This window comes from Mesorhizobium sp. M0571, assembly GCF_040320985.1.
Classification (GTDB): domain Bacteria; phylum Pseudomonadota; class Alphaproteobacteria; order Rhizobiales; family Rhizobiaceae; genus Mesorhizobium.
Window position 1 is genome coordinate 12,271 of record NZ_JAMYQT010000020.1, and the last position, 25,189, is coordinate 37,459.

General features: G+C 61.4%; 25 protein-coding genes and 2 pseudogenes. 18 read left to right on the forward strand and 9 right to left on the reverse strand.

Annotation, left to right across the window (positions count from 1 at the left end; translation table 11 throughout):
* Nucleotides 1–9: 9 nt before the first annotated feature.
* A complete protein-coding gene (locus tag NKI85_RS22495) occupies nucleotides 10–1,542 on the reverse strand; it encodes an acyl-CoA carboxylase subunit beta (protein WP_352777954.1) in 1,533 nt (510 codons plus the stop codon).
* A gap of 387 nt (nucleotides 1,543–1,929) precedes the next feature.
* On the opposite strand from NKI85_RS22495, the gene NKI85_RS22500 reads away from it, so the two are divergent.
* Entirely contained in the window at nucleotides 1,930–3,330 is a 1,401-nt protein-coding gene (locus NKI85_RS22500; protein ID WP_352777956.1) for a DEAD/DEAH box helicase, read from the forward strand.
* Between the two features lie 103 nt (nucleotides 3,331–3,433).
* Here NKI85_RS22500 and NKI85_RS22505 read toward each other — a convergent pair.
* Nucleotides 3,434–4,406: pseudogene (locus NKI85_RS22505) on the reverse strand (alpha/beta hydrolase).
* An 8-nt stretch (nucleotides 4,407–4,414) separates the two neighbouring features.
* Nucleotides 4,415–5,236 carry an SDR family oxidoreductase gene (locus NKI85_RS22510; RefSeq protein ID WP_352523830.1) on the reverse strand — a complete coding sequence of 274 codons (822 nt, stop codon included), beginning with the start codon at nucleotides 5,234–5,236 and terminating at the stop codon, nucleotides 4,415–4,417.
* Nucleotides 5,237–5,451: 215 nt separating this feature from the next.
* Here NKI85_RS22510 and NKI85_RS22515 point away from each other — a divergent pair, with 215 nt between their 5' ends.
* The 7 genes from NKI85_RS22515 (at nucleotide 5,452) to NKI85_RS22545 (ending at nucleotide 10,823) form a co-directional block, all read left to right on the forward strand.
* Nucleotides 5,452–6,486 carry a cysteine synthase A gene (locus NKI85_RS22515; protein ID WP_352777959.1) on the forward strand — a complete coding sequence of 345 codons (1,035 nt, stop codon included), beginning with the start codon at nucleotides 5,452–5,454 and terminating at the stop codon, nucleotides 6,484–6,486.
* Nucleotides 6,486–7,229, forward strand: a complete 744-nt coding sequence (locus tag NKI85_RS22520) for an alanyl-tRNA editing protein (RefSeq protein ID WP_352777961.1) — start codon at nucleotides 6,486–6,488, stop codon at nucleotides 7,227–7,229. Before NKI85_RS22515 ends, NKI85_RS22520 begins: the two co-directional genes overlap by 1 nt.
* Before the next feature lie 37 nt (nucleotides 7,230–7,266).
* Nucleotides 7,267–8,124: a 3-mercaptopyruvate sulfurtransferase gene (sseA, locus tag NKI85_RS22525; RefSeq protein ID WP_352777963.1), complete on the forward strand. Its 858-nt coding sequence runs from the start codon at nucleotides 7,267–7,269 to the stop codon at nucleotides 8,122–8,124.
* A complete protein-coding gene (locus tag NKI85_RS22530) occupies nucleotides 8,124–8,687 on the forward strand; it encodes a GNAT family N-acetyltransferase (RefSeq protein ID WP_352523826.1) in 564 nt (187 codons plus the stop codon). The genes sseA and NKI85_RS22530 overlap by 1 nt, the downstream gene beginning before the upstream one ends.
* Before the next feature lie 88 nt (nucleotides 8,688–8,775).
* Complete coding sequence (locus NKI85_RS22535; RefSeq protein ID WP_352777965.1) at nucleotides 8,776–9,333, forward strand: OmpA family protein; 558 nt, start codon at nucleotides 8,776–8,778, stop codon at nucleotides 9,331–9,333.
* A 137-nt stretch (nucleotides 9,334–9,470) separates the two neighbouring features.
* On the forward strand, nucleotides 9,471–10,277 hold the full coding sequence (gene dapB, locus NKI85_RS22540; protein WP_352523824.1) for a 4-hydroxy-tetrahydrodipicolinate reductase: 807 nt from the start codon (nucleotides 9,471–9,473) through the stop codon (nucleotides 10,275–10,277).
* Between the two features lie 78 nt (nucleotides 10,278–10,355).
* Entirely contained in the window at nucleotides 10,356–10,823 is a 468-nt protein-coding gene (locus NKI85_RS22545; protein WP_352523823.1) for a DUF1203 domain-containing protein, read from the forward strand.
* 251 nt (nucleotides 10,824–11,074) lie between these two features.
* Here the strand turns inward: NKI85_RS22545 and ald are convergent, their stop codons facing one another.
* On the reverse strand, nucleotides 11,075–12,190 hold the full coding sequence (ald, locus tag NKI85_RS22550; RefSeq protein WP_352777968.1) for an alanine dehydrogenase: 1,116 nt from the start codon (nucleotides 12,188–12,190) through the stop codon (nucleotides 11,075–11,077).
* Nucleotides 12,191–12,347: 157 nt separating this feature from the next.
* Between ald and NKI85_RS22555 the strand changes: the two genes are divergently transcribed.
* The gene (locus tag NKI85_RS22555) at nucleotides 12,348–12,821 is read left to right on the forward strand and encodes an Lrp/AsnC family transcriptional regulator (RefSeq protein ID WP_023675099.1); all 474 of its coding nucleotides are present in this window, start codon (nucleotides 12,348–12,350) and stop codon (nucleotides 12,819–12,821) included.
* A gap of 43 nt (nucleotides 12,822–12,864) precedes the next feature.
* Here NKI85_RS22555 and NKI85_RS22560 read toward each other — a convergent pair whose 3' ends face one another.
* The 3 genes from NKI85_RS22560 to NKI85_RS22570 form a co-directional block, all read right to left on the reverse strand.
* Entirely contained in the window at nucleotides 12,865–13,695 is an 831-nt protein-coding gene (locus NKI85_RS22560) for a peptidoglycan-binding domain-containing protein (RefSeq protein ID WP_352777970.1), read from the reverse strand.
* Nucleotides 13,696–13,697: 2 nt separating this feature from the next.
* Nucleotides 13,698–14,336, reverse strand: coding sequence for a hypothetical protein (locus NKI85_RS22565; RefSeq protein WP_352777973.1), 639 nt, complete (start codon nucleotides 14,334–14,336; stop codon nucleotides 13,698–13,700).
* A 94-nt stretch (nucleotides 14,337–14,430) separates the two neighbouring features.
* Entirely contained in the window at nucleotides 14,431–15,117 is a 687-nt protein-coding gene (locus tag NKI85_RS22570; protein ID WP_352777975.1) for a 5-formyltetrahydrofolate cyclo-ligase, read from the reverse strand.
* Between the two features lie 176 nt (nucleotides 15,118–15,293).
* On the opposite strand from NKI85_RS22570, the gene NKI85_RS22575 reads away from it, so the two are divergent.
* Both NKI85_RS22575 and NKI85_RS22580 read left to right on the forward strand, forming a co-directional pair.
* Nucleotides 15,294–16,559, forward strand: coding sequence for an NAD(P)/FAD-dependent oxidoreductase (locus NKI85_RS22575; protein WP_352777977.1), 1,266 nt, complete (start codon nucleotides 15,294–15,296; stop codon nucleotides 16,557–16,559).
* Nucleotides 16,560–16,710: 151 nt separating this feature from the next.
* Nucleotides 16,711–18,689: pseudogene (locus tag NKI85_RS22580) on the forward strand (bifunctional 2',3'-cyclic-nucleotide 2'-phosphodiesterase/3'-nucleotidase).
* Between the two features lie 56 nt (nucleotides 18,690–18,745).
* Here NKI85_RS22580 and NKI85_RS22585 read toward each other — a convergent pair.
* Entirely contained in the window at nucleotides 18,746–19,735 is a 990-nt protein-coding gene (locus tag NKI85_RS22585) for a glycerophosphodiester phosphodiesterase family protein (protein ID WP_352777979.1), read from the reverse strand.
* A 199-nt stretch (nucleotides 19,736–19,934) separates the two neighbouring features.
* Here NKI85_RS22585 and NKI85_RS22590 point away from each other — a divergent pair, with 199 nt between their 5' ends.
* On the forward strand, nucleotides 19,935–20,069 hold the full coding sequence (locus NKI85_RS22590; RefSeq protein WP_352523813.1) for a hypothetical protein: 135 nt from the start codon (nucleotides 19,935–19,937) through the stop codon (nucleotides 20,067–20,069).
* A 102-nt stretch (nucleotides 20,070–20,171) separates the two neighbouring features.
* A complete protein-coding gene (locus NKI85_RS22595) occupies nucleotides 20,172–20,459 on the forward strand; it encodes a Dabb family protein (RefSeq protein ID WP_352523812.1) in 288 nt (95 codons plus the stop codon).
* 52 nt (nucleotides 20,460–20,511) lie between these two features.
* On the opposite strand, the gene NKI85_RS22600 is transcribed toward NKI85_RS22595, so the two are convergent.
* Nucleotides 20,512–20,637, reverse strand: a complete 126-nt coding sequence (locus tag NKI85_RS22600) for a hypothetical protein (RefSeq protein ID WP_352523811.1) — start codon at nucleotides 20,635–20,637, stop codon at nucleotides 20,512–20,514.
* Nucleotides 20,638–20,764: 127 nt separating this feature from the next.
* Here NKI85_RS22600 and NKI85_RS22605 point away from each other — a divergent pair, with 127 nt between their 5' ends.
* The 5 genes from NKI85_RS22605 (at nucleotide 20,765) to NKI85_RS22625 (ending at nucleotide 25,112) form a co-directional block, all read left to right on the forward strand.
* Complete coding sequence (locus tag NKI85_RS22605; protein WP_352777982.1) at nucleotides 20,765–21,649, forward strand: VOC family protein; 885 nt, start codon at nucleotides 20,765–20,767, stop codon at nucleotides 21,647–21,649.
* Nucleotides 21,646–22,497 (forward strand): 3-deoxy-8-phosphooctulonate synthase, encoded by an 852-nt coding sequence (gene kdsA / locus NKI85_RS22610; RefSeq protein WP_352523808.1) that lies wholly within the window; start codon nucleotides 21,646–21,648, stop codon nucleotides 22,495–22,497. Before NKI85_RS22605 ends, kdsA begins: the two co-directional genes overlap by 4 nt.
* A gap of 130 nt (nucleotides 22,498–22,627) precedes the next feature.
* A complete protein-coding gene (locus NKI85_RS22615) occupies nucleotides 22,628–22,993 on the forward strand; it encodes a PRC-barrel domain-containing protein (RefSeq protein WP_023717559.1) in 366 nt (121 codons plus the stop codon).
* Nucleotides 22,994–23,381: 388 nt separating this feature from the next.
* Nucleotides 23,382–24,656 carry a phosphopyruvate hydratase gene (eno, locus tag NKI85_RS22620; protein WP_352777984.1) on the forward strand — a complete coding sequence of 425 codons (1,275 nt, stop codon included), beginning with the start codon at nucleotides 23,382–23,384 and terminating at the stop codon, nucleotides 24,654–24,656.
* 135 nt (nucleotides 24,657–24,791) lie between these two features.
* Entirely contained in the window at nucleotides 24,792–25,112 is a 321-nt protein-coding gene (locus NKI85_RS22625; RefSeq protein WP_352523806.1) for an FtsB family cell division protein, read from the forward strand.
* Nucleotides 25,113–25,189 lie beyond the last annotated feature (77 nt).

Genomic DNA, 25,189 nt, shown 5'->3' on the forward strand with positions numbered 1-25,189 from the left:
CATTCAGAATCACAGCGGGATGTTGTCGTGTTTCTTCCAGGGGTTCTGCATATCCTTGTTGCGCAGCATCCTGAGTGCGCGGGCGATGCGCCGGCGGGTCGAATGCGGCATGATCACCTCGTCGACATAGCCGCGCTCGGCGGCAACGAAGGGCGACAGGAAGCGATCCTCGTAAGCCTTTGTATGGGTTGCGATTTTCTCAGCGTCGCCGATATCCTTGCGGTAGATGATCTCGACCGCGCCTCTCGCACCCATCACCGCGATCTGCGCCGTCGGCCAGGCATAGTTCATGTCGCCGCGCAAATGCTTTGACGCCATCACGTCATAGGCGCCGCCATAGGCCTTTCTGGTGATGACGGTGATCTTTGGCACGGTCGCTTCCGCATAGGCGAACAAGAGCTTGGCGCCATGCTTGATCAGCCCGCCATATTCCTGCGCGGTGCCCGGCAGGAAACCGGGAACGTCGACGAAGGTGACGATCGGAATCGAGAAACAGTCGCAGAAGCGCACGAATCGCGCCGCCTTGCGGCTGGCATCCGAATCGAGCACGCCGGCCAGCACCATCGGCTGGTTGGCGACGAAGCCGACCGTGCGGCCCTCGACACGGCCGAAGCCGGTGACGATGTTTTTGGCGAAACTCTGCTGGATCTCGAAGAAGTCACCCTCGTCGGCAACTTTAAGGATCAACTCCTTGATGTCGTAGGGTTTGTTGGCATTGTCGGGGATCAGCCGGTCGAGCGACAGATCGTGATCGATGACCGACTGGTAGCATTCGATCTCGGGAATTTCCGCCGTGTTGGAAGCGGGCAGCAGATCGATCAGCCGGCGCATCTGCAGCAGCGCCTCGACGTCATTGTCGTAGGCCCCATCGGCGATCGAGGACTTCGTCGTGTGGACGGAGGCGCCGCCGAGGCTTTCTGCGGTCACCGTCTCGTTGGTGACGGTCTTCACCACATCCGGACCGGTGACGAACATGTAGGAGGTGTCGCGGACCATGAAGATGAAGTCGGTCATCGCCGGCGAATAGACGTCGCCGCCGGCGCAAGGACCCATGATCAGCGAAATCTGTGGGATGACGCCGGAGGCCAGAACATTGCGCTGGAAGATCTCGGCGTAGCCGCCGAGCGCCGCCACGCCTTCCTGGATGCGGGCGCCGCCGGCGTCGTAGAGGCCGATGATCGGCGCGCGGTTGCGCAGCGCCATCTCCTGCACCTTGACCACCTTCTCGGCATGCGCCTCGGACAGCGAGCCGCCGAACACCGTAAAGTCCTTTGCAAAGAGGTACACTGGCCGGCCATTGACGGTGCCCCAGCCGGTGACGACGCCGTCGCCGGCGATCTTGGTCTTCTCCATGCCGAAATCGGTCGAGCGGTGCTCGACAAACATGTCGAATTCCTCGAACGAGCCTTCGTCGAGGAAGACGTCGATGCGCTCACGGGCCGTGAGCTTGCCCTTCTTGTGCTGGGCGTCGATGCGGGCCTGTCCCCCGCCCATGCGGGCGACCTCGCGGCGGCGCTCGAGTTCCTTCAGCACGTTCTTCATGACCGGTCCCCGAAACGGAAAGCTGGATTGTGGTAATCATGCCCGCGGGAGAGCGCAAGCGCCGCTTCCTCATGGCCTTTGCTGCACTGCAGCATCAGGCCCCTTGCATTTCGATGCGAACTGGGCCATATGCGGCGGTATAGGCGCTTGGGCCGGGATAATCCGGCCTTCTCGATGAATGAGACTGGTTGCGTCTGTTTTCCCTCTTCCCGACATATCGGCAAGGTGGCGAAAAAGCCCCGTGGCATGATGCCTGCGGGCACGACAGCGCAGCCGTGTGGACGATAGCGTCCGCCCGCCTTGTCGTTTCATGACAATTTTCGACGGCAGGTTGCGCCCTGCCGCCGCCGACGTTTGCGGCCAGGAGCCGCGTGAAAGAAGAATATTTTGACCAATGAAAACACAGCGGAATTGAACGGTTTCGCCGCACTTGGAATTTCCGGCGCGCTGCTCAAGGCCACCCATGCCGCCGGCTTCACCGATCCGAAGCCGATCCAGGCTCAGGCGATCCCGCCGCAGCTCGAAGGCCGCGACATTTTCGGCATCGCTCAGACCGGCTCGGGCAAGACGGCGGCGTTCGCGCTGCCGATCCTGTCGAAGATCATCGCACTCGGCACTAAGCGCCGGCCGAAGACGGCCCGCGCCCTGATCCTGGCGCCGACGCGCGAACTCGCGGTGCAGATCGAGGACATGATCAAGCTGCTCGCCAAGGGCGCACATGTCTCGACAGCGCTGGTGCTCGGCGGCGTCTCGCGCTTCAGCCAGGTGAAGAAGGTTGCCCCTGGCGTCGACATCCTGATCGCAACGCCCGGCCGACTGACCGATCTGGTGCGTGAAGGTGACCTAGTGCTTGCCGACACCAAATGGCTGGTGCTGGATGAAGGCGACCGCATGCTCGACATGGGCTTTATCAACGACGTCAAGCGCATCGCCAGGGCGACGGCGCCGGACCGTCAGACGGTGTTGTTCTCGGCGACCATGCCGGCCGAAATCGCCGAACTGGCGAAGGGCCTGCTGAAGAACCCGATCCGCGTCGAAGTCGCTCCCCACAGCACTGCCGCGGCCGAGATCGTGCAGGGCGTCGTCTTTGCCCGCACCAAGCAGAAGCGCCAGGTGCTGGCCCAGATGCTCGCCGGCGAGGCGATGAAATCCGTTATCATCTTTTCGCGCACCAAGCATGGCGCCGACAGGGTGACCAAGGACCTCGAGCGCGACGGCTTCAAGGCCGCCGTCATCCACGGCAACAAGTCGCAGAATGCCCGCCAGAAGGCGCTCAACGATTTCCGCGAGGGTTCGGTGCGCATTCTCGTGGCGACCGACATTGCGGCGCGCGGCATCGACGTGCCGGGCATCAGCCATGTGGTGAATTTCGACCTGCCGGACGAGGCGGAGAGCTATGTCCACCGCATCGGCCGCACCGGCCGTAACGGCATGGACGGCATCGCCATCACGCTTTGCGACCCGTCCGAAAACGCCAAGCTGCGCCAGGTCGAGCGCATCATCCGCACCAAGCTGCCGATCGTTGCCGACCATCTCGGCAGTCCCGATCCGCAGCGCAATCCCGCCGAGAAGAACGAGCGCAGCTTCGAACCGGCCAACGATCGCAACGACCACAACGGCCGTCGCGACGGCAGGCGGCCCGGCGGCGCAAACAACGGCTTCGGCAAGAAGCGGTTCGGCGACAAGCCGGCCTTTGCGGGCGAGCGCAAGCCGGAAGGCGCCAAGCCCTTCAAGGGCAACAACAAGCGCCGCTTCGGCGGCAAGCGGCCGGCAGCGCGCGCTGCATAATCAGGCCCGTTGCGGCCGGCCGGGCTTGGCTTGGCCACTCACGACTGAAAGAGGGCGACCGGAGTGATGCTTCGGTCGCCTTCTTTCGTTTGAGGCGTTAGGTTCACTTCACCACCGCCTCGACCCACACGACCATCCGCTGCGCGAGGAAAACCGTGGCCGACGGCGACAGCGCGTCGCCCGCAATAACGTGGTTGTCCCGGTCGCCGGTATCGTCGACCGGCACCAATTCATGTGCGGCGCCCCAGCGCTCGGCTATTTCGCGCGTGCGATCCGGTCGCACTATTTGTCCGAATCCGAAAAGATGAACAGGGCAGGGATGGACGCCTTCTCCACCGGCGCGCCATAGGCAAGCTCTGTCAGCGCCGCCATCGGCAATGTCGCAGCGATCGGTAGCGGTAGGTCCAGAACCTTTCATGCAGCGCGTTGCGCGGCACGAAGCTGCGCTCCTTGCCGGCGACGAGCTCGGCGATCTGTCTGCCCCACGGTAGGGTCAGCAGTTCGGCGCCGACAGCCTTGACGCCGAAATTCGGCGAGATGAATGCGATCGCCGCGACACCGTCCGATGTGCTTGGCTGCGTCGCGGCCCAGGCCGCCAGCGAGCCGCCGGTCGAGGTGGGCTATGACGATCACCTTGTCGCCGATCGCCCGGCCGATGGCGAGCGCTTCCTCATAGTCGTTGATCCAGGCGTTGACGCTGCCTTGCGCAATCGCGGCGCCGTCCTGCCCATGTCCCGTCAGGCGCGTGTAGAAAAGATTGGCGTCAAGCTGGTCGGCCACCTCGTCGGGCAGTGGACGAACCTCGCCCTTCGACGCAGAAAAACCGTGGATGTAAACGATCGCGAGCGGCGTTTTGGCATGGATCATCGGGTCGGCCCAGATGATTTCCTTGTCCAGCCCGTCGCGGATGCCGGGCACGGCCGCCTCCTGGCGCGCCAGATAGCCTGCGGATCGTCGCCGATTGCTGACGGATCGAAACGGATCGTGGCTTCGGCCGGGACGCGCGGACCAAGCGCCAAGGCCAGGACGAAGATGAGGAAAAGACCCAGCACCGCAAACACGATCCGTTGCCCCATTGCAGATCCTATTCGACCGGCGGCTTGCGGTCGAAATTCAGCGGCCGTGCCTTCCAGCGGGTCACCGTGCTGATTACCCATCGGCAGAACGGCCTCGGCAGTATTCTGAGCAGCTTCAGCGTCCAGCTCAGGCGGCGCGGGAAAGTGACTTCGAAGCCGCCGCATTGGATGCCTCGCGCGATGCGGCGCGAAGCCAGATTGACCGGCATCAGGCCCGGCATCGGCAGGAAGTTCTTCTCGGTCAACCGCGTGTCGACAAAGCCCGGATTCATCACCTGGATGCGGACGTTCATCTTGTCGAAATCGTATCTCAGCGACTCGGCCAAGATATTGACTGCCGCCTTGGTGCCGCCATAGGCGGCGGTGGTCGGCCAGCCGAAATAGGCGGTGACCGAACCGATCAGCACGACATGGCCGCGCGACCGTACGCGCATGCGTTCTATGACCGGCACCAGGCCATTGATGATGCCGAAATAATTGACTTCGAAAGACTGACGGAAATTGCGCGCGACAAGGTCTTCGCCCGGCGTTGCGATATAGCTTCCCGCGTTGAACACCGCCAACACGATCGGACCGAGATCTTTCTCGATCGCTGCAACCGTCTTTGCCATGCGTTTTTCGTCGGTCACGTCGCAAGGATAGGCTGCGACACGGCCCGCCATCTGCGCCGTCTCGATGATGAGCGTATCGATCGGATGGTCATCGGGCGCAGTCACCGCGACGACATAGCCCTGAGCGGCAAGATCCTTGGCCAGCGAACGGCCGATACCGCTGCTGCCGCCTGTAATCCAGGCGACGCCATGTTTCGGATTGGCCCGATAGAGTGTCATGCTGCGCCCCGCCGGCTCTTCTTAGCCTGTGCTCTAGCGGTGAAGAAATCGAATGAAAAGAGTGCTTTTCGGTACATGGTTGAAATGAATGCCGGCCGGCCGCGCCTGGCTGCAGGAATTGCAGTGTGCGAAATGCGACTGGACCAGGCAAATTCTTGCCTTGAAACCGAAGCTTCGGGTTTCTAGGGTTTCGCCGCACCCACAAAGGAATCTCCATGCCCCGTTCTGTGATCGACGCGATCGGCAACACGCCCCTGATCCGCCTCAACAAGGCCTCGGAAACAACCGGCTGCGAGATCCTGGGCAAGGCCGAATTCATGAATCCCGGGCAGTCGGTCAAGGACCGCGCCGGCCTGTTCATCATCCGCGATGCCGAACAGCGCGGGCTGCTGCGGTCCGGCGGCGTCATCGTCGAAGGGACGGCCGGCAACACCGGCATCGGATTGACGCTGGTTGCGAAGGCGCTTGGCTATCGAACCGTGATCGTCATTCCTGATACCCAAAGCCAGGAGAAGAAGGATACGATCAAACTGCTCGGCGCCGAGCTGATCGAGGTGCCCGCCGTGCCCTACAAGAACCCGAATAACTATGTGAAGCTGTCGGGCCGGCTGGCCGAGCAGATGGCGAAGACCGAGCCGAACGGCGCGATCTGGGCCAACCAGTTCGACAATGTCGCCAACCGTGACGGCCACATCCGCACCACCGCCGAAGAAATCTGGAACCAGACCGGCGGCAAGGTGGATGGTTTCGTGTCGGCGGTCGGTTCCGGCGGCACGCTGGCAGGCGTCGGTTTCGGGCTGAAGGCCAAGAACAGCCAGGTCAAGATCGCGCTGGCCGATCCGCTAGGCGCTGCGCTCTACTCCTTCTACACTACCGGCGAGCTGAAATCCGAGGGCAGTTCGATCACCGAAGGCATCGGGCAGGGGCGGATCACCGCCAATCTCCAAGGCTTTACGCCCGACTTCGCTTTTCAGATCCCCGACGAGGACGCACTGCCGATCGTATTCGACCTGATCCAGGAGGAGGGGCTTTGCGTTGGCGGCTCGACCGGCATCAACATTGCCGGCGCCATTCGCCTGGCGCGCGAGCTAGGCCCCGGCCATACCATCGTGACCGTCCTTTGCGACTACGGAACGCGCTACCAGTCGAAGCTGTTCAATCCTGAATTCCTGCGCGAAAAGAAGCTGCCGGTGCCGGGCTGGATGGAACAGCGGAGCACGATTTCGGTGCCGTTCGAGAGGGTCGCGTGATGGCGTACAAGACCGAAGCGCTGTTTCGTGACGATGCCTATCTGGGGGCGGCCGACGCCACTGTCGTCGCAGTCGATGATCGCGGCGGTATCATTCTGGACCGGACGGTGTTTTACGCCACATCGGGCGGGCAGCCGGGCGACACCGGCAGTTTGGAACGCGCCGACCGCACCGGCATCGCGATTGCCGCTACGATCACCGGCGAAACCAAGGACGAGATCATCCATGTGCCGGCGCCCGAGCAGGCGGTTCCGCTGCTGGGCGAGCGGGTGAAGCTCGCCATCGACTGGCCGCGGCGGCAATTGCTGATGCGCATGCATTCAGCCTGCCATCTGCTTACCGTCGTCTGTCCGTTCCCGATCACCGGTGCCGCGGTTTCCGAGGAGGACAGCCGTGTCGATTTCGACATCCCGGACGCCGGCTTCACGAAGGAAGACGTGACGGCCAGGCTGATGGAACTGGTGCGGGCCGACCACCCGATCTTCACCCGGCTGATCTCCGACGAGGAGCTGGCATCCAATCCGGGGCTGGTGAAATCCAAGAATGTGCGGCCGCCGGCCGGCACGGGAAAGATCCGATTGGTCTGCATCGGCGAGAATGCTTCAGTCGACAGCCAGCCTTGCGGCGGCACCCATGTGAAGAGCACCGGTGAAATCGGCGAGATCCATATCGGCAAGATTGAGAAAAAGGGCCGCGAGAACCGGCGCTTCCGCATTCGCTTTGGACCGATGCCGGCGGCCTGATACATAGGGACTGCGACAGGCGGGCAGGAGAGAAAAAATGGCCGACGACAGTCCCTTTACCATCGATGCTGATTGGCTGCAGACGCGTCTCGGCGAGCCTGGCCTGACGATCGTTGATGCGTCCTGGTATCTGCCGGCGCAAAAGCGCGACGCACGCGCCGAGTATGACGCCGCGCATATTCCAGGCGCCCGCTTCCTCGACCAAGATGCGGTTTCGGACCCTGATGCGGCTCTGCCGCACACGTTGCCGTCGCCGCAGCATTTCGCCCAATATGTCGGCGCGATGGGCATTTCGGCCGACGACACTATCGTCGTCTATGACGGGCCGGGGTTCTTTTCGGCGCCGCGTGCCTGGTGGCTGTTTCGCGTCATGGGCGTGTTCCAGGTCTACATACTCGACGGCGGCTTCGATCGTTGGAAAGCAGCCGGACGGCCGGTTACAGCGGAGCCCACGAAGATCGCGCCTTGCGTGTTTTATGCCAACTTAGACGCCGCCCGCGTCGCCAGCCTTGCCGATATGCGCCGGATCGTCGAGACAGGGGAGAGCCAGATCGCGGATGCCCGCTCGCCTGGCCGTTTTGCCGGCACCGAGCCGGAGCCGCGCCCTGGCATCCGCTCCGGTCATATGCCGGGCGCGCACAATGTGCCGTTTTCGGCGCTTTCGGAAAACGGCGAATTGTTGCCTAAGGACAGGCTGCGCAAAGTGATCGAGGAGGCCGGCATCGACCTGTCGAAGCCGGTCGTCACCTCCTGCGGGTCGGGCGTCACCGCGGCAGCCATCACGCTAGCCTTGGAGACGCTTGGCCATGCCGACAACAGGCTTTACGACGGTTCATGGACCGAATGGGGTGGGCTTTCCGACACGCCCGTCGTGACAGGCAAGGACCGACGGTGATGGAAAACGGAGCACTGGAAGACATCGACGTCACCGTGACGTTTCTCGAAATGCATGTGCCGCCTGCCTATTCGCCGCCGCTGCCGTACAACCGCCAGATCGCGCTGCTCAAGACCAAAGACATTCCGCTGCATTTCTACCGCTATTTGATGGATCGGGTCGGCCGTAAATGGCACTGGGTCAATGTGCTGAGGCTGAATGATGAGGAGCTTGCGGCGGGCATCCACCGCGAGGACCGCGACATCAGGGTGCTTTATCTCGACGGAGCGCCCGCCGGCTTCTTCGATCTCAAGCCGCATCTGCCGGAAGAAGTGGAGCTCGCTTATTTTGGCATGATGGAGCACGCGACCGGGCAAGGGATCGGCCGCTGGTTCCTCGGCGCAGCAATCGCGGCCGCCTGGTCGCACGGGCCGAAGCGGGTGACGGTGCAGACCTGCACCCTGGATCACCCGGCAGCACTGCCGCTTTATCAAAAGCTCGGTTTTGCGCCGGTGGCGCAAAAGAAGGAGGTCGTGCATCCGATGCCTTTTGCCGAGCGTGCCGCCAGCGTCATGCGGCCGTGATTTTTCAGGTTCGTTCATTCAAGCGTCAGCTTGCCTTTGCCATCTTGTCCGCACCAACAATGCGGCCGAGGGCTGAAGGAGACAAGACATGCTGACCCGACGCACATTTGTCGCCGCGCTGATTGCGGCACTGGCCATGCCGACCCTTGCCGCCGCCCAGGCGACCACGCCTTCGGCCACCATGATCGAGCGCCAGCTTGAAGCCGCGCCGCGGGTGAAGCTGCGCCCGAACCAACGCGTCACCATCCGCGAATTCAAGAGTCGACCGGACTTGCGGCGCATGGCTCGCTCTATCGACATTCAGTCGATTAATTTTGCCTTCGGCTCGGCTGCCATTTCCGAATCTCAATACGCCAAGATCGAAAACATCGCCGATGCGCTTCAGCGCATTCTGCGGCACGATCCGGGTGCCCGTGTACTGATCGAAGGCCATACCGATGCGGTCGGCTCCTTCCGGTCGAATCAGATTTTGTCCGAGCAGCGTGCCGCCTCGCTGAAGCGTATCCTGGTGCGCGAATTCGGCGTGCCAGGCTATGCTCTCGAAACCGTTGGCTACGGCGAAGAGTTCCTGCTCGTGCAGACGCAGAATGAGAACTGGCGCAATCGCCGGGTGACGCTGCGCCGCTTCGACGACTTCATCCGGTAAGTCTGTCCGGAATTCCGGCGATTTTGATCGTTCTGTCCCGGTCTGGATCAACACTCAAAAAAGAGCCCGGCTTGAATGAGCCGGGCTCTTTCCATATCGCTGTCGTTTAAAAGCCGATGATGATGGAGGATCGAACGATGGCAATACGCGTGGTGATGGCCGGTGCGACCGGCTGGGTCGGCAAGGCGCTGGTCCCGGCGATCGTCGCGCAAAACGACATGGCGCTGGTGGGCGCTGTGTCGCGTAGCGGCGCGGGGCAGGATTCCGGCCTGCTGGTTGGCATGCCGGCCACTGGCGTGACCGTTTCGGCTTCGTTGGCGGAAGCGCTGCGAGCCCCGTCTGATGTGCTGGTCGACTACACCAAGCCGCATGTGGTTAAAGATCACGTGCTGCTCGCCATCGACAAGGGACGGCACGCGGTGATCGGCACCTCGGGACTGGGTGCGGCCGACTATGCCGACATCGACGCCGCGGCGCGCGCCAACGGCGTCGGCGTCGTTGCCGCCGGTAACTTTTCCATCACCGCCACGCTGATGAAGCGGTTTGCACTTATGGCGGCAAAATACGTGCCGGATGTCGAGGTCATCGATTATGCCAGCGCAAAGAAGCCCGACGCGCCCTCCGGCACCGCACGAGAGCTTGCAGAAGCGCTGGCCGACATCCGCAAGGCTTCGACGGCAAAGCCGGTCTCCGAAGTCTCCGGCGTGCCGGGAACACGTGGTGCGGCGGTTGGCGCGGGCGAGGGGGTGCAGGTGCATGCGCTTCGGCTGCCGTCCTACATCCTGTCCTGCGAGGCACTGTTCGGCCTGCCCGACGAGCGGCTGACCATCCGCCACGATGCCGGCTCGTCGGCCGCGCCGTACGTGGCCGGCACGCTGCTCGCCATCCGGCGGGTACAGGAGGTCAAAGGCCTGGTGCGTGGTCTCGACGCGCTGATGGACTGATCCGTTCCGGCAGGAATCGGGTGGGAAGCTTTGCCTTGGGAGCATAATTTCCGGTCAACGAGAACCGGAGATTTCGCCATGACCGTGAAATTCAAAGCCTTGCCGACCGATGCGGTCCGCGCACTTCAGCGCGGCGGACCGGACGCTTATGGCCTGACACCAGAGCGGAAGGTTTCGGACGGCGACGGAGTGCCTTGCCGTCACTGCCTGAAGAACGTTGCTGCGGGAGAAGACTATCTTGTTCTGGCCTATCGGCCTTTTCCTGAGCTGCAGCCTTATGCTGAAACCGGGCCGATCTTCCTGCATTCGGAAGAATGCGAACGCGCCGCCGAGGTCGAAGTGCTTCCCAAGATGCTCGAAAGCAGCGATTATATCGTGCGCGGCTATGGCAAGGACGACCGCATTGTCTACGGCAGCGGCGGTGTCATCCCGACCGACGTTATCGCGACACGGGCAGAGACCTTGTTCGAGCGCGACGACATCGCTTATGTCCACATCCGCTCGGCGCGCAACAATTGCTATCAGTGCCGGATCGACCGCGCGTAAACCGGACAAGCTGCACCGGCTTAGGGTTGTCGTACTCCCGTCGCATTCTTGCGGTAGAGAGGGATCGTCGATCGACTTGCCGACCGCGGATGAACCGGCGGGAAATCTCGACAACCGAGGAAGCGGGGCTTGGGCTCCGCTTTTTTGTTATCCGGTTATTCCGCGCGTCCGACGCTTTTCAGTTTTTCACAAAGAAAAGCCCGTCGGATAGACCGACGGGCAGCTTCGCTGGAGAAGCAGGTTCGGACAGCTCAGGCCGCGAGAACCGCCTTTGGCTCGACCAGCTCGTAGCCGAGCGCTTCGGCCACCGCGCGGTTGGTAATCTTCCCCTTGTGGACGTTCAGGCCGTTGCGCAGATGGTGGTCGTCGATCAGTGCCTTGAGGCCCTTGTCAGCGAGCTGCAGGCCATAATGCAGCGTCGCATTGTTGAGCGCATGGGCAGAGGTGACCGGCACCGCACCCGGCATGTTGGCGACGCAATAATGAATGACGCCGTCGACCTCATAAGTCGGTTCGGCATGGGTTGTGGCGTGCGAGGTTTCGAAGCAGCCGCCCTGGTCGATGGCGACGTCGACCAGCACGGCGCCTTTCTTCATGCCCGACAGCATTTCGCGCGTCACCAGCTTGGGCGCGGCTGCTCCCGGGATCAGTACGGCGCCGACGACGATGTCAGCCGAAAAGCATTCTTCCTCCAGCGCCTCGACGGTCGAGTAGCGGGTGTGGACGCGGCCGCCAAAGATGTCGTCGAGCTGACGCAGGCGCGGGATCGAGCGGTCGATGATGGTGACGTCGGCGCCAAGACCGGCCGCCATCCGGGCGGCATGCAGGCCGACGACGCCGCCGCCGAGCACAGTAACTTTGCCGGGCAGCACGCCGGGCACGCCGCCGAGCAGGACACCGCGACCGCCATTGGCCTTCTGTAGCGCGGTGGCGCCCGCCTGGATCGACAAGCGACCGGCAACTTCCGACATCGGTGCCAAGAGCGGAAGGCCGCCGCGCTCGTCGGTGACGGTCTCGTAGGCGATGGCGGTCACGCCGGAGGCCAGCAGGCCCTTGGTCTGCTCGGGATCCGGCGCGAGATGGAGATAGGTGTAGAGGATCTGGCCGTCGCGGAGCTGAACCCATTCGTTGGGCTGCGGCTCCTTGACCTTGACGATCATGTCGGACTTGGCGAACACGTCGGCGGCTGTCTTGGCGATCGTGGCGCCGGCGGCGCGGTAGGCATTGTCGTCGGCGCCGATGCCGGCGCCAGCGCCGGTCTCGACCAGCACTTCATGACCATGAGCGACATATTCGCGGACCGAGCCCGGCGTCAGCCCGACGCGGTATTCGTGATTCTTGATTTCCCGGGGGCAACCGACGCGCATCTTTTGTCTCCTGATCCGGCCCTTTGGGGCTCGTTCCCTGTCTAGGGATAGTCAACCACGAATCCTTCGGTAAGTGTTTGCGAATGCGCTTGCCTGAGAGGCCGCTGTTCGATAATCGTTGCGCGAAACAGTAGAATTATCGCAGGAACCCGCAAAAATGCCGCTCGACAGGATCGATATCGCCATTCTCGAGACGTTGCAGAAGGATGGGCGGATACCGAACGCAGCCCTTGCCGAGAAGGTCGGCCTGTCGCAGTCGGCCTGTTCGCGGCGGCTGGACAATCTGGAGAAATCCGGAACCATCCGCGGCTATCATGCCCGGCTGTCCAATGCTGCACTTGGGCACCAGATGACGGCGATCGTGCATATATCGCTGTCCGGGCAGTTCGAGAAGACGTTGTCGGATTTCGAAGCGGCGATAAAGCGCTGCCCGAACGTGCTGTCCTGCCATCTGATGTCGGGCGAATATGACTACATCCTGCGCATCGCGGCGAAGGATCTCGTCGACTACGAACGCATCCACAAGGAGTGGCTGTCGGCAATGCCGCATGTGACGAAGATCAATTCGTCGTTTGCGTTGCGCGAGATCGTCGACCGTACGGCCGTGGGGATGAAGCCTGAACTCGCATGAGATGAGTGCAGCAGCACGTCTGAATCCGTTTGAGCGACATGCATTAGGTATTTGGCCTGACGACCAGATTCTGGAATGGAACGGTTGCTACGCTTGGCAAGGTGTAACCTGCGCCTCCCGGTAGACATCCCATTGTTTGCCATCCAACAATGCCGTCGGTTGGTAATCCGCAAGAGCTTTGAAAATCCGCAACGGCCTTCTTGGCGAATGGCGACAACAGGGTTTCGGTTTCAAATGTTGCTTTGGGATCCTTGGGCTTCAAAAGAGCGTCGAGCGCATTGTCGTCGGGAAGCTGGGACGTGGCATAAACGGCTGTGCCCGCAAGCGCTATTTCAGCGAAGGTGCCGGCTTCGTTTCTAAGGCCTGCGGAGCGGTATCGGTCAGCGAGCTGCGAGCTGAGTTTCGCGGCAACACCCCATCGCTCTTCGTCGATGGCCTTCCTCAGGTCAACGAAAACGGGTTCGTAGTCCTGCGGTACGACCCATCCGTCCGGAATTTTCCCGCTTAGAAAGTCTTCGGTTTTCGAGGAAACGCCTGACGAGGAAACCTTGAAGACAATCGGTCCGGCCAGCCGGCAAGATTCCCATCTGACGCGGCCTCTCGGGAAACGGATGCGCGCCAATGCTTCTGCACGGTATTGCACATCGGCTGAGCAAGCTGCTTCCGGCAAAGTTGCCTTGCCTTCGTCGTCGGTGTCCGTAGCCAATTGCTCCGGCATCGTGGCTGTCTTGCGATATATATGCGCTGGTACCCCAACCGGAGGTTTGTCATTTGTCGTGACAGCAAATGAAACGGTAATCGATTGTGCCGAGATAAACTCGACGGGCATCACGGCGACAACTGCAACGAGGCAAATTACTCTCAAAATGCGCATGGTCAGCTCTCGATGATCTTGAGATGGATTGTTTGCGGTTTTTCAGTGTTGCCTGACCTGGCGGCAGCGGCGGCAACCCGGTAGGCGATGAAAATCAAGACGCAGGCGATTACCCACAAAACCGCGACGATAGCCAAGTAGTTGTTCGCAACGAACTGGTCCAAGGAGTATTTTCCGATCAATTTCGGATCGGCCTTCTGGCCGGGTTCGTTCTGAAAATACAGAAGTGGCTTGACGTCCTTGGATCTTAATACGACCCGGACCTCGAATGCTGTTCCGGCCGGCAGATCGACCTTTTGCGTGACAATGGCTGCATTGGGTACAATCGCCTCGGGCAAAGCCCAAGGCGGCACTTTCAGCATCTGCGCATATGTCTCGGGCGACTGCCCCGCGGCTCCGAAGCACGCTTCACTCTTGGGGCAGTCAAGCCCTATCGTCACGTCGGATATTCTGACTTTCGGGGACGCATTGGTGAAACGGTAAACCATGTAAGGTGGCGACGCATCTCGGCCGTCCTCAATGATTTCGTATCTCAGATAGGGAGTCGTGTTTATTTCTTCATAATACGTGGACAAAACCCACGTAATTACCGACACGAGAACCGTAATCACGTATGGAGCCGATGTTGTGAACATCTTCATTGTCCCGCCCGGCAACAGTCTAGCAAGCTCAACAATTGGCTGCAAAACGAATTTTGGTCGCTGGGCGATCGAATTACGGATGGGCCTGTCTTGTTCAACGCCGAGGCGGAAGATCGGGTCGCTGAGTTGCCGGGCAGACCTCGGTCAACACACGGTCCATCGGAATGTCGTGCGGCTGCGGGTAGATGGTGGCGATGCGCTGCAACTCGTAGCCGACGCCGATGACCAGCGGTTTGAACGGCATCGCGGCTAGCGTGCGATCGAAGAAGCCGCCGCCATAGCCGAGGCGAAACTGTCCGGGATCGATGCCGACGATCGGCGAAATGACGATGTCGGGCAGCATCGGGTCGCCCTCGGCTGGTATCGGGATATTCCAGATACCCTTCTCCAGCCGGTCACCGGGAACATAGGCGCGAAAGACAAGCGGCCGGCCTTTCTCGACGACGACGGGCAACGCCGTGCGGCCGCCCCGCGCGTTAACGGTTTCCATCCACGGGCGCAGGTCCGGCTCGCCGCGAAACGGCCAGTAGAGGCTGACCATGCGGCCGGCGATGTCGCCGATCACCGCGTCGAGACTTTCGGCAATGCGCTGCGACATGGCCGTGCGCAGGTCGGCGGAAACTGCAAGGCGGGATGCGATCAACCGCTCGCGCTCGGCCTTGCGCCAGCGCTTTACGTCGGTCCAGTCGGAGAGCGGCGCTCGGAACTCCGGATCGAGCTCGTACATAAAACAAGGCGGCGAGGCGTACTGCGCAGAGCCTTCATCGTCATCCCTAGCCATGCTTCACCTGCAATATACTGTTCCAATCAAGCCATATCTGGGACGTAAGCTATATCTGGGAATGAGTCTGCAGCATGCGTATTCACGACATCAAGCGACGAGTCCCAGGCAGTTGCAGCTCAGGCATTGCTGCACTGCACAACAGCGCTTACATCAGCCTTGATGAGGTGAGTGAGATGAACGCAGCCAACCATCATGTCGTCGTCGTAGGCGCCGGTTTCGGCGGCCTCGAATTCACCCGCGCACTTGCCGGCGCGCCGGTGCGCATCACCATGATCGACAGGCGCAACCATCATTTGTTTCAGCCGCTGCTCTACCAGGTGGCGACGACGGCGCTGGCGACCTCCGAAGTGGCCTGGCCGATCCGCCATCTTCTGCGCAAACGCAAGGACGTGACGACGCTGCTCGCCACCGTGACCGGCATCGACCGCACCGGCAAGCGCGTGCTGCTGCGGGATGGCGGCGCGGTCGCCTACGACACGCTGCTGCTGGCCACCGGAGCACGGCACGCCTATTTCGGCCATGACGAATGGGAGCCGTTCGCGCCGGGGCTGAAGACGCTGGAGGACGCCACCACCATTCGACGGCGTATTCTTTTGGCTTTCGAGCAGGCCGAGCGGGAAACCGATCCCGCCAAGCGCCAGGCACTGCTGACACTCGCGATCGTCGGCGGCGGGCCGACTGGCGTGGAACTGGCCGGCACCATTGCCGAACTGGCGCATGAGACGCTGCGCGGCGAGTTCCGCAACATCGACACGCGCGAGACGCGCGTGGTGCTGATCGAGGCCGGCGACCGCGTTCTTGCCAATTTCGCGCCGGAACTCTCCGATTATGCAATGAAGGCGCTCGAACGGCTCGGCGTGACGGTCGAACTCGGCCGGGCGGTTACGCGCTGCGATGCCGAGGGTGTCGTCTTCGGCGACACCCACTTGCCGGCCAGGACAATCCTTTGGGCGGCAGGCGTCGCCGCTTCGCCAGCCGCCGAGTGGCTCGGCGCGGCAGCGGACCGCGCGGGCAGGGTGCTTGTCGAGCCCGACCTCACTGTACCGGGAGACCCGGAGATTTTTGTCGTCGGTGACGCAGCGCACGTCCTGCGGCCGGATGGCCGGTTGGTGCCGGGCGTCGCGCCCGCTGCCAAACAGCAGGGACGGCATGTCGCCGCGACGATCAAGGCCAGGCTCGCCGGCGACGCGACATCGCGTCCGTTCCGCTACAGGCATGACGGCGACCTGGCGACGATCGGCAAGCGCGCCGCGGCCATTGATTTTGGCTGGATCAAGCTCACCGGCCGACCTGCCTGGTGGCTGTGGGGCTTCGCGCATATTTACTTCCTGATCGGCTTTCGTAACCGGCTTGCGGTTTCTCTGAGCTGGCTATGGATCTACTTCACCGGTCAGCGCAGCGCCCGGCTGATCACGCAGGGCGACGACGACAAGGGCTGATTTTTCGGTGGCGGATGTTCATCCGCCGGTCACCTTTTCCTGATCGACTGGACTTGCTGTTGGACCGGACTTCCTAATGGACTTGAGGGAATTTCGGCGCGAAGCTTTGCTTCGGGCAGGACTTGCCACGCCGTGGAAGAAAGAGAAACGAATGTCTCAATTGCGCCACCTCGTCTCACGCCGCGATTTCCTCGCCGCCGCCGCCGCCAGCGGAGCGCTGATCATGTTTCACCCGTTCTCCGCCCGGGCTCAAGTCAACCAGGCGCATCTGAGGATCATGGAGACGACCGACATCCACGTGAACGTGCTGCCTTACGATTACTACGCCGACAAAGCCAACGACACGATGGGGCTGTCGCGAACGGCATCATTGATTGAAGCCGTGCGCAAAGAAGCCACCAATGCGATGCTGATCGACAATGGCGACCTTCTGCAGGGCAACCCGATGGGCGACTACATCGCCTATGAGAAAGGCATGAAGGACGGCGACCTTCATCCGGTCATGAAGGGTATGAACCTGCTCGGCTACGAATGCTCGACGCTCGGCAACCACGAGTTCAACTACGGCCTGTCGTTCTGGACAAGGTGCTGGCCGGTGCCAATTTCCCCTTCGTCTGCGCGAATTTGATCCGCGGCACGGAACTTGCCGCGAACCCGCGCGACGACAAGCTCTATCTCAAACCCTACGTCATCCTCGATAGGAAGATCAAAGACGGGTCGGGCGCCGAGCAGCCGATCAGGATAGGCATCATCGGCTTCGTGCCGCCGCAGATCATGGTCTGGGATCTGAAAAATCTCGAGGGCAACGTCAAGACGCGCGACATCGTCGAGTCGGCCAAGGCGTGGGTGCCGCAGATGAAGGAAGAAGGCGCCGACATCGTCATTGCGCTCTCCCATTCCGGCATCGACGTGAAGCAGGGCGACATGATGGAGAATGCCTCCTTCTTCGTCGCCGGTATCGAAGGCATCGATGCGGTGTTCACCGGTCACCAGCATCTCGTCTTCCCTGGCAAGAAGGACTTTCAGTCGCTGGAGGCCGTCGATGCGGCAAAAGGCACGTTGCAAGGCAAGCCCGCCGTCATGGCTGGCTTCTGGGGTTCGCATATGGGGCTGATCGATCTGTTGCTGGAGCGCGACGGATCGACATGGAAAATCGTCTCGGCGACCTCTGAGGCAAGGCCTATCTTTGAACGGGTCGACAAGGCGAACAAACCGACGGTCGCGGACGACCAGCGCATCGTCGACGCGCTCAAGCTGGATCACGAGGCGACGCTTGCCTATGTGCGCCGGCCGGTCGGCAAAACCTCGGCGCCGCTCTATTCCTATTTTGCGCTGGTCGCCGACGATCCGTCGGTACAGATCGTCAGCCAGGCGCAGACCTGGTACTTGAAGGACATCCTAAAGAACACCGAGTGGAAGGATTTGCCGCTGCTTTCGGCGGCGGCACCGTTCAAGGCGGGCGGGCGCAACGGCGCCGATTATTATACTGACGTGCCGGTGGGCGATATCGCCATCAAGAACGTCGCCGACCTCTATCTCTATCCAAATACGGTGCGCGCCGTCGAAATTACCGGGGCTGAGGTGAAGGAATGGCTGGAAATGTCGGCCGGCATCTTCAACCGGATCGAGCCGGGCAAAGCCGACCAGGCGCTCATCAACACCGATTTCCCGTCCTATAATTTCGACGTGATCGATGGCGTCACCTACAGGATCGACCTGTCGCAGCCGCCGAAATATGATCCCAAGGGCGGGCTGGCGAATGCCGGCTCGAACCGCATCATCGAGTTGATGTTCGACCGAAAACTGATTGATCCGGCACAGAAATTCGTCGTCGCCACCAACAACTATCGCGCCGGCGGCGGCGGCAACTTCCCGGAGATCAATGCCTCGAAGGTCATCTACGAAGCGCCCGACACCAACCGCGACGTGATCGTGCGCTATATCATCAGCAAAGGCACCATCAACCCGTCGGCGGACGCCAACTGGTCGTTTGCACCGCTGCCGGGAAGCAGCGTCGTGTTCGAGACCGGCGCCAAGGCGAAGGAATTTATTGCGCAGGTGACGTCGCTGAAGATCGAGCCGGCGGGCGAGGGCGAAGCGGGGTTTTCCAAATACCGCATCACTCTTTGAGGCGAGGATTTGAGCGTCGGCTCGAGCTACTCCGGCGTAAAGGTTCTGTCCCGTCCTCAAGCAGGTGGTGCGAAACGCCGCTTGACGGCAGGCATGACCAGATCCAGCGCGTCCGTCGAAATCCCACCGGAATAATCGTCCGGCAGTTGGTCGATCGAGGCGGGATCGTCGAGGCCTTGCGAAAAGTCGCCACCGAAATAGGGACCGAGCAGGTAGACGCGGCTGCCGACGCTGTCCATACGGTCGAGAAAACGGTCGGGCCAGCCCCACATCCAGTTTGCGACATTGACAGGAACGAGCAAGGTGCCTTGGCGGCAGGCATCCGGAACGTAGCCGCTCCAGCCGAGCGCAGCATAGCGCAGAATGCAGCGCGTCAGGGATGCGCGGCTCAGCGTATGCATGTCCGGCAACGCTGCCTTCACGGCTTCTATAGGTCTGTCCCCGCCGTAGACCGCCAGATCGGCGCGCTCGGCCGGCGTCAATGTGGCGAGCCAGCCGGCCAGCATTTCGCCTTCCTTGGGATCGTTGCTTTTGATGTTGATGTTGAAGCGCCGGTTCGGGAAGCGTTGCAAGACTTCGTTCAGCGACGGCATCATGCCGATTCCCTTGCCGCGAAACGGAAAGGTCCTGCCGCCGTCCGCCGTGTAGCCATAGCCGACATCGAGCTTCCTCAATTCGGACATTGCATGGCTGCGCGTTTCTCCCTTACCGTCGGCGCGACAATCCAGCTTCCAGTCGTGGAAGACAGCGAACTTGCCGTCCGTGGTGGGATGGACATCGAGTTCGAGCGCGTCCGCGCCGAGTGCGAAGGCGGCCTCCATCGAGGGTATCGTGTTTTCGAGGAAGGAATGGCGCGGCGGCAGCATGCGATCGGCCGTGCATGTTTCCGGTCCGAGATTCGTGCGGTCGAAATCCTGAGCCAAGCCGCGATGGGCAAGTACCGAAGGGGTACCGGCCGGCCGGCTCGACAGCAGCGAGGTATTGTTGAGCCAGATGCCGCCCGCAGCGACAAGAATTGCAACGAGGAAGATTTTCCGTTTGCGCATAATGTGATTCCGATTGACCCGTAAAAGCCCGATCCTGGGTCACGATCGGGTTTTTTGACGGCCGCGAGCTTTTTAAAGCGATCGGCCCAAGCACGCATCGCGGCAAAGCAGATTTAACCACGCAAAAAATTTCAGGGGAGGGTCCCGGCAGCGCTGGAATCGCTATGGTTGCAACCGGCCATATGCGATAGTTTTAGCCATGCGTTATGTTATCGTTATCACGGCCGTCACTTTCTTCCTGATCTGGGACGGCATTTACAACCAAGGCCGTTACCTCGACAGGACCGTCAGGGAGGTAACCCGCGTCGTGCAATATGTAACCAGCATGGTGTAGTTTCTCTTCTTCGCCACGGGTCGCCGACGCGACATCCTGCCGATTGACGGCACGCTCCAGCTGACACAAAAGGACGCCGGTCCAACGGTCCAGGAGGCTGGGTTGATCCGGCATATCGTTTTCTTCAGCGCGCGGCGTAAAGTGGACGTCGAAGCAGTGCGTACGGGTCTGCTGGCGCTCGGCAAGATACCCCACTCGCGCCATTTCGAGGTGATGCTCAACACCAAGGTCGACCCGCTTTCGGATGAAATCGATGTGGTCGTCTACGCCGAGTTCGAGAACGAAGCAGCGCTCGCCTCCTACAAGGCGCATCCGCTCTATGCAGAGACGACCAGCCGGGTAAAACCGCTGCGCGAATTGCGTTATTCCGCCGATATCGTGGCAAGTTGATAGGCCCAAGGCAGATTTCACGTTGCGGAACGGGTTCGCGCCGCAGCCGGATTCATTCCGTCTGAGCCGCGGAGGTCTCGGTCGGATCGACGCCCGGCCGCTTTGGCGCGTTCCAGATCAGCACGACGATGATTGCCATCGCAATAACGGCCAGGGCGATGAAAAGGTCTCTTCCCATGGCAATGAGCTAGGATGATTTTTGACGGCGGCAAGTCGGCTCCTCGCCGGCCGGGCACTGTGATCGCCGCCGAGGCGCCGGGTAAGCCCTTGAACCATTTTCAGGAATGAGGCACACCGCGCGGGACATGACCGAGAACACGCCCGCAAGCCCTCTTCCGCTCGATCACCTTGTGCTGCCGACCGCGAGCCTCGATGTTGCGCGGGCGCGCTTGACCTTGCTCGGCTTTACCGTCGCGCCGACGGGTATCCATCCCTTCGGAACGGAAAACTGCTGTGTCTTCCTCACCGACGGTACCTATCTCGAGCCGCTCGCGGTTGCCGACCGACAGGCCGTGGCAACGGCGATCGGGAACCGCAATGTTTTTGTCGCGCGGGATCGCACCTATCGCGAAAGAAACGGCGATGAAGGATTTTCTGCCGTGGTGCTGGGCACCGAAAGCGCCGCCGCGGACCACGCGCGCTTCATCGAAGCCGGCCTGTCGGCGGGAGACACGCTCAGCTTTTCGCGCGCCTTCGCCGATGCGACAGGAAAGAGCGACACCGCATCGTTCAAGCTGGCCTTCGCGGCTCCAGGCAGGACAACGGACGCTTTTCTCTTCGCCTGCGAGCGGATCAATGCGCCGAAGGTCGACCGCTCCGCGTTGCAGTCCCACACCAACGGCGCAACGGGCACTGTCGAAGTCGTGGCAGTCAGCGGCGAACCTTCCGAACAGGGCCATGTGATTTCGATCGCAGCCGGGATCGAGGCGCAGAGCGGCACTGTCTATAAGCTGCCGAATACCGCTGTGACCGTTCTGGATCCTGCAGCCTTTGCGGCACGCTTCGGCATTCCTGCCGGCGCGCCGTCTGAACTCCGCTTTGCTGGGATCGTCTTTTCGGTTAGGCACGGCGACACGGTCGCAAAGCTGCTTGCAGCCAATTCCGTCGAACACGACATACGCGGCGGTGATATCATCGTGCCGCCGGCGTCAGGGCAGGGCGCAGCCTTCATTTTCCGGGAGATCGCATGAACAAGCTCAATCCTCTGATGCCAAATTCTTCCGTTGCGATCGGCAAAGTTATCTTCGGCAACAGCGCGCCCCTATCGTTGATCGCCGGTCCGTGCCAGCTGGAATCGCGGCAGCACGCTTTCGACATGGCTGGCGCGCTGAAGGAATTGACCGAAAGGCTCGGAATTGGGCTTGTCTACAAGACCAGCTACGACAAGGCCAATCGCACCTCGCTTGGCGGCACGCGCGGTGCGGGACTTGAAGCGGCAATGCCGATCTTCGACGATTTGCGCAAGAATTTTTCGCTGCCGATCCTGACCGACGTCCACACCGAGGAACAGTGCGCGATCGTCGCGCCGCATATCGACATTCTGCAGATTCCTGCGTTCCTCAGCCGGCAGACCGATTTGCTCATTGCCGCGGCAAGAACCGGCAAGGTGGTCAATGTAAAGAAGGGCCAATTCCTCGCACCGTGGGACATGAAGAACGTCGTCGCCAAGATCACCGGCTCCGGCAACGCCAATGTCTTGGTGACCGAGCGCGGCGCATCCTTTGGTTACAACACGCTGGTGTCCGACATGCGGGCGCTGCCGATCATGGCCGAGATCGGCGCGCCGGTCATTTTCGATGCCACCCATTCCGTGCAGCAGCCGGGCGGGCAGGGCGGTTCGTCTGGAGGCGACCGGCGCTTTGTTGAGACGCTAGCGCGGGCGGCTGTCGCGGTTGGCGTCGCCGGTGTCTTCATCGAGACGCACCAGGACCCCGACAACGCGCCTTCCGACGGCCCCAACATGGTGCCGCTGAGGGATCTTCCAGCATTACTCGAACGGCTGATGGCGTTCGATCGCATCGCCAAGAGCGCGGGTTGAACCAGCAGTTGCGGTCTAGCGCCACAGTAGCGTCGCCAAGAAAACTTTGAAGAATTTCGAACCCGCCTGGAACCTTAGACCGCGGCCCTCATTGTCAAAATCTAATGTCAACGACGATGAGGAGCACACCATGACGACCCAGACAGGACACACCGAAGCCATTGCCGCTTCGCGGGTTATCGGCACATCGGTCTACAACACGGAAGGCACTCATATCGGCGACATCGAGGACGTCATGCTCGACAAATTATCGAACGGAATCATGTTTGCCGTGATCGGTTTTGGCGGTTTTCTCGGCATTGGCGAGAAATACCACGCCATTCCGTGGGCGAGCCTCGATTATGACGAGAACAGGGGCGGCTATGTCGTGCCGTTCACCAAGGACCAGCTGATGGCCGCTCCTTCCTATTCGATCAACGAGCTGACCGGCGCCGACGGCGAGGCCGCGCGTGACGCCTCATACAACTACTACAAGGTCGAGCCTTACTGGCACTGACCAAGTCGCCTGGAATCAAAAAGGCCCCCGCGAAATCGGGGGCCTTTCGATGTGGCGGGATGCTACTGCGCAATTTGCAGGGCCGGTAAAGGCGACGATCCCTGCGGGGGTTGCTGATTGTCGCACGACGTCAGGAACGCAGCCGCAATCAGGAACAAACTCACAATACCGCTCAACTGGGACATGGCGAAACTCCTCCTGTTTCGCCCCGCGCGACAATAGCCATAAACCAGGAACCGGCATGCCGCGCATGACAAATGATAACAGCGCTTTGTGCTTCGTGAATCCCGTAGCGCGCGGGCAATATTTGCAAGTGCCTCGATTGCGTTTTGCAGCGCTTTGGCTAAGAGGTGCGCGACGCTTCAATCGATCAATCGGGGACATCGCAATGACGGCCATCATCGACATTGTCGGGCGTGAAATCCTGGACAGCCGCGGAAATCCGACCGTCGAGGTCGACGTCGTGCTCGAAGACGGTTCTATGGGCCGCGCCGCGGTGCCGTCCGGCGCCTCGACCGGCGCGCATGAGGCGGTCGAACTGCGCGACGGCGGCCCCCGCTATCTCGGCAAGGGCGTGCTCAGGGCGGTCGAGGCAGTGAACGGCGAGCTGTTCGAGGCGATCGGCGGCATGGAGGCCGAGAATCAGATCCATATCGACCAGACCATGATCGAGCTCGATGGTACGCCCAACAAGAGCCGGCTCGGCGCCAATGCCATTCTCGGTGTGTCGCTGGCGGTGGCCAAGGCCGCGGCGGAAGCGGCCGGCCTGCCGCTCTACCGTTATGTTGGCGGCACCAAGGCGCACGTGCTTCCGGTGCCGATGATGAACATCATCAACGGCGGCGCGCATGCCGACAACCCGATCGATTTCCAGGAATTCATGATCCTGCCGATCGGCGCGCCGACGCTGCGCGACGGCGTGCGCTGGGGCTCGGAGATCTTTCATACCCTGCGAAAGAAGCTGAAGGATGCCGGCCACAACACCAATGTCGGCGACGAGGGCGGCTTTGCTCCCAACCTGAAAAGCGCGCCGGCCGCGCTCGACTTCATCATGGAATCGATCGAGAAGGCCGGCTTCAAGCCAGGCGAGGAGGTCGCACTCGGACTCGACTGCGCGGCGACCGAGTTCTTCAAGGACGGCAACTACGTCTATGAAGGCGAGAAGAAGACCCGCGACCCGAAGGCGCAAGCCAAATATCTGGCCAAGCTCGCTGCCGACTACCCGATCATCACCATCGAGGACGGCCTGGCCGAGGACGACTGGGACGGCTGGAAAATGCTGACCGACCTCATCGGCAAGCAAACGCAGCTGGTTGGCGACGATCTGTTCGTCACCAACACGGCGCGGTTGCGCGACGGCATCCGCATGGGTGTCGCCAATTCGATCCTGGTCAAGGTCAACCAGATCGGCTCGCTTACCGAAACGCTCGACGCCGTCGAGACCGCGCACAAGGCCGGCTATACCGCGGTGATGTCGCACCGCTCGGGCGAGACCGAGGATTCGACCATCGCCGACCTCGCCGTTGCCACCAATTGCGGGCAGATCAAGACGGGCTCGCTGTCACGCTCGGACCGCATGGCCAAGTACAACCAGCTCATCCGCATCGAAGAGGAGCTCGGCAAGCAGGCGCGATATGCCGGCAAGTCGATCGTTAAAAGCTGATTTTCGACAGAAAATCCGGGTGGGCGAGGGCGGGGACATTCCCGCCCTTTTTGTTTTCAGGGCACCGAATCCAGAAATCCGTAACCGTCCATTAAGCACAATCGGGCGACAAAGGCGGCGTCGAGGATTCGGACCATGTGGACACGCCAGCACAAGCAAAGAAATACCGGCCGGCTTATCATCCCCTCGCTCTGCGTGGTGTTCCTGACCTATTTCGGCTTCCATGCCTATCATGGCGAGTTCGGCATCTATTCCAAGTATCGGCTCGAAGCCGAGACTGTCGAATTGCAGGGCAGGCTCGATGCCGTCAAGGCACGCCGGATCGACCTGGAGCGCCGCGTCCAGCTGATGCACGAGGGCACGCTCGAGAAGGACATGCTGGACGAGCAGGCGCGCAAGGCGCTTAATCTGTCCCATGCCGACGAGATCACCATCATGCTGCCGGCCGCAAGATAACTTGATTTCAGTTAATCGGCGATATTTGCAATGATTTTAATCCCTTAGATGCATGACAGCCATGCGTTTTCGGCATG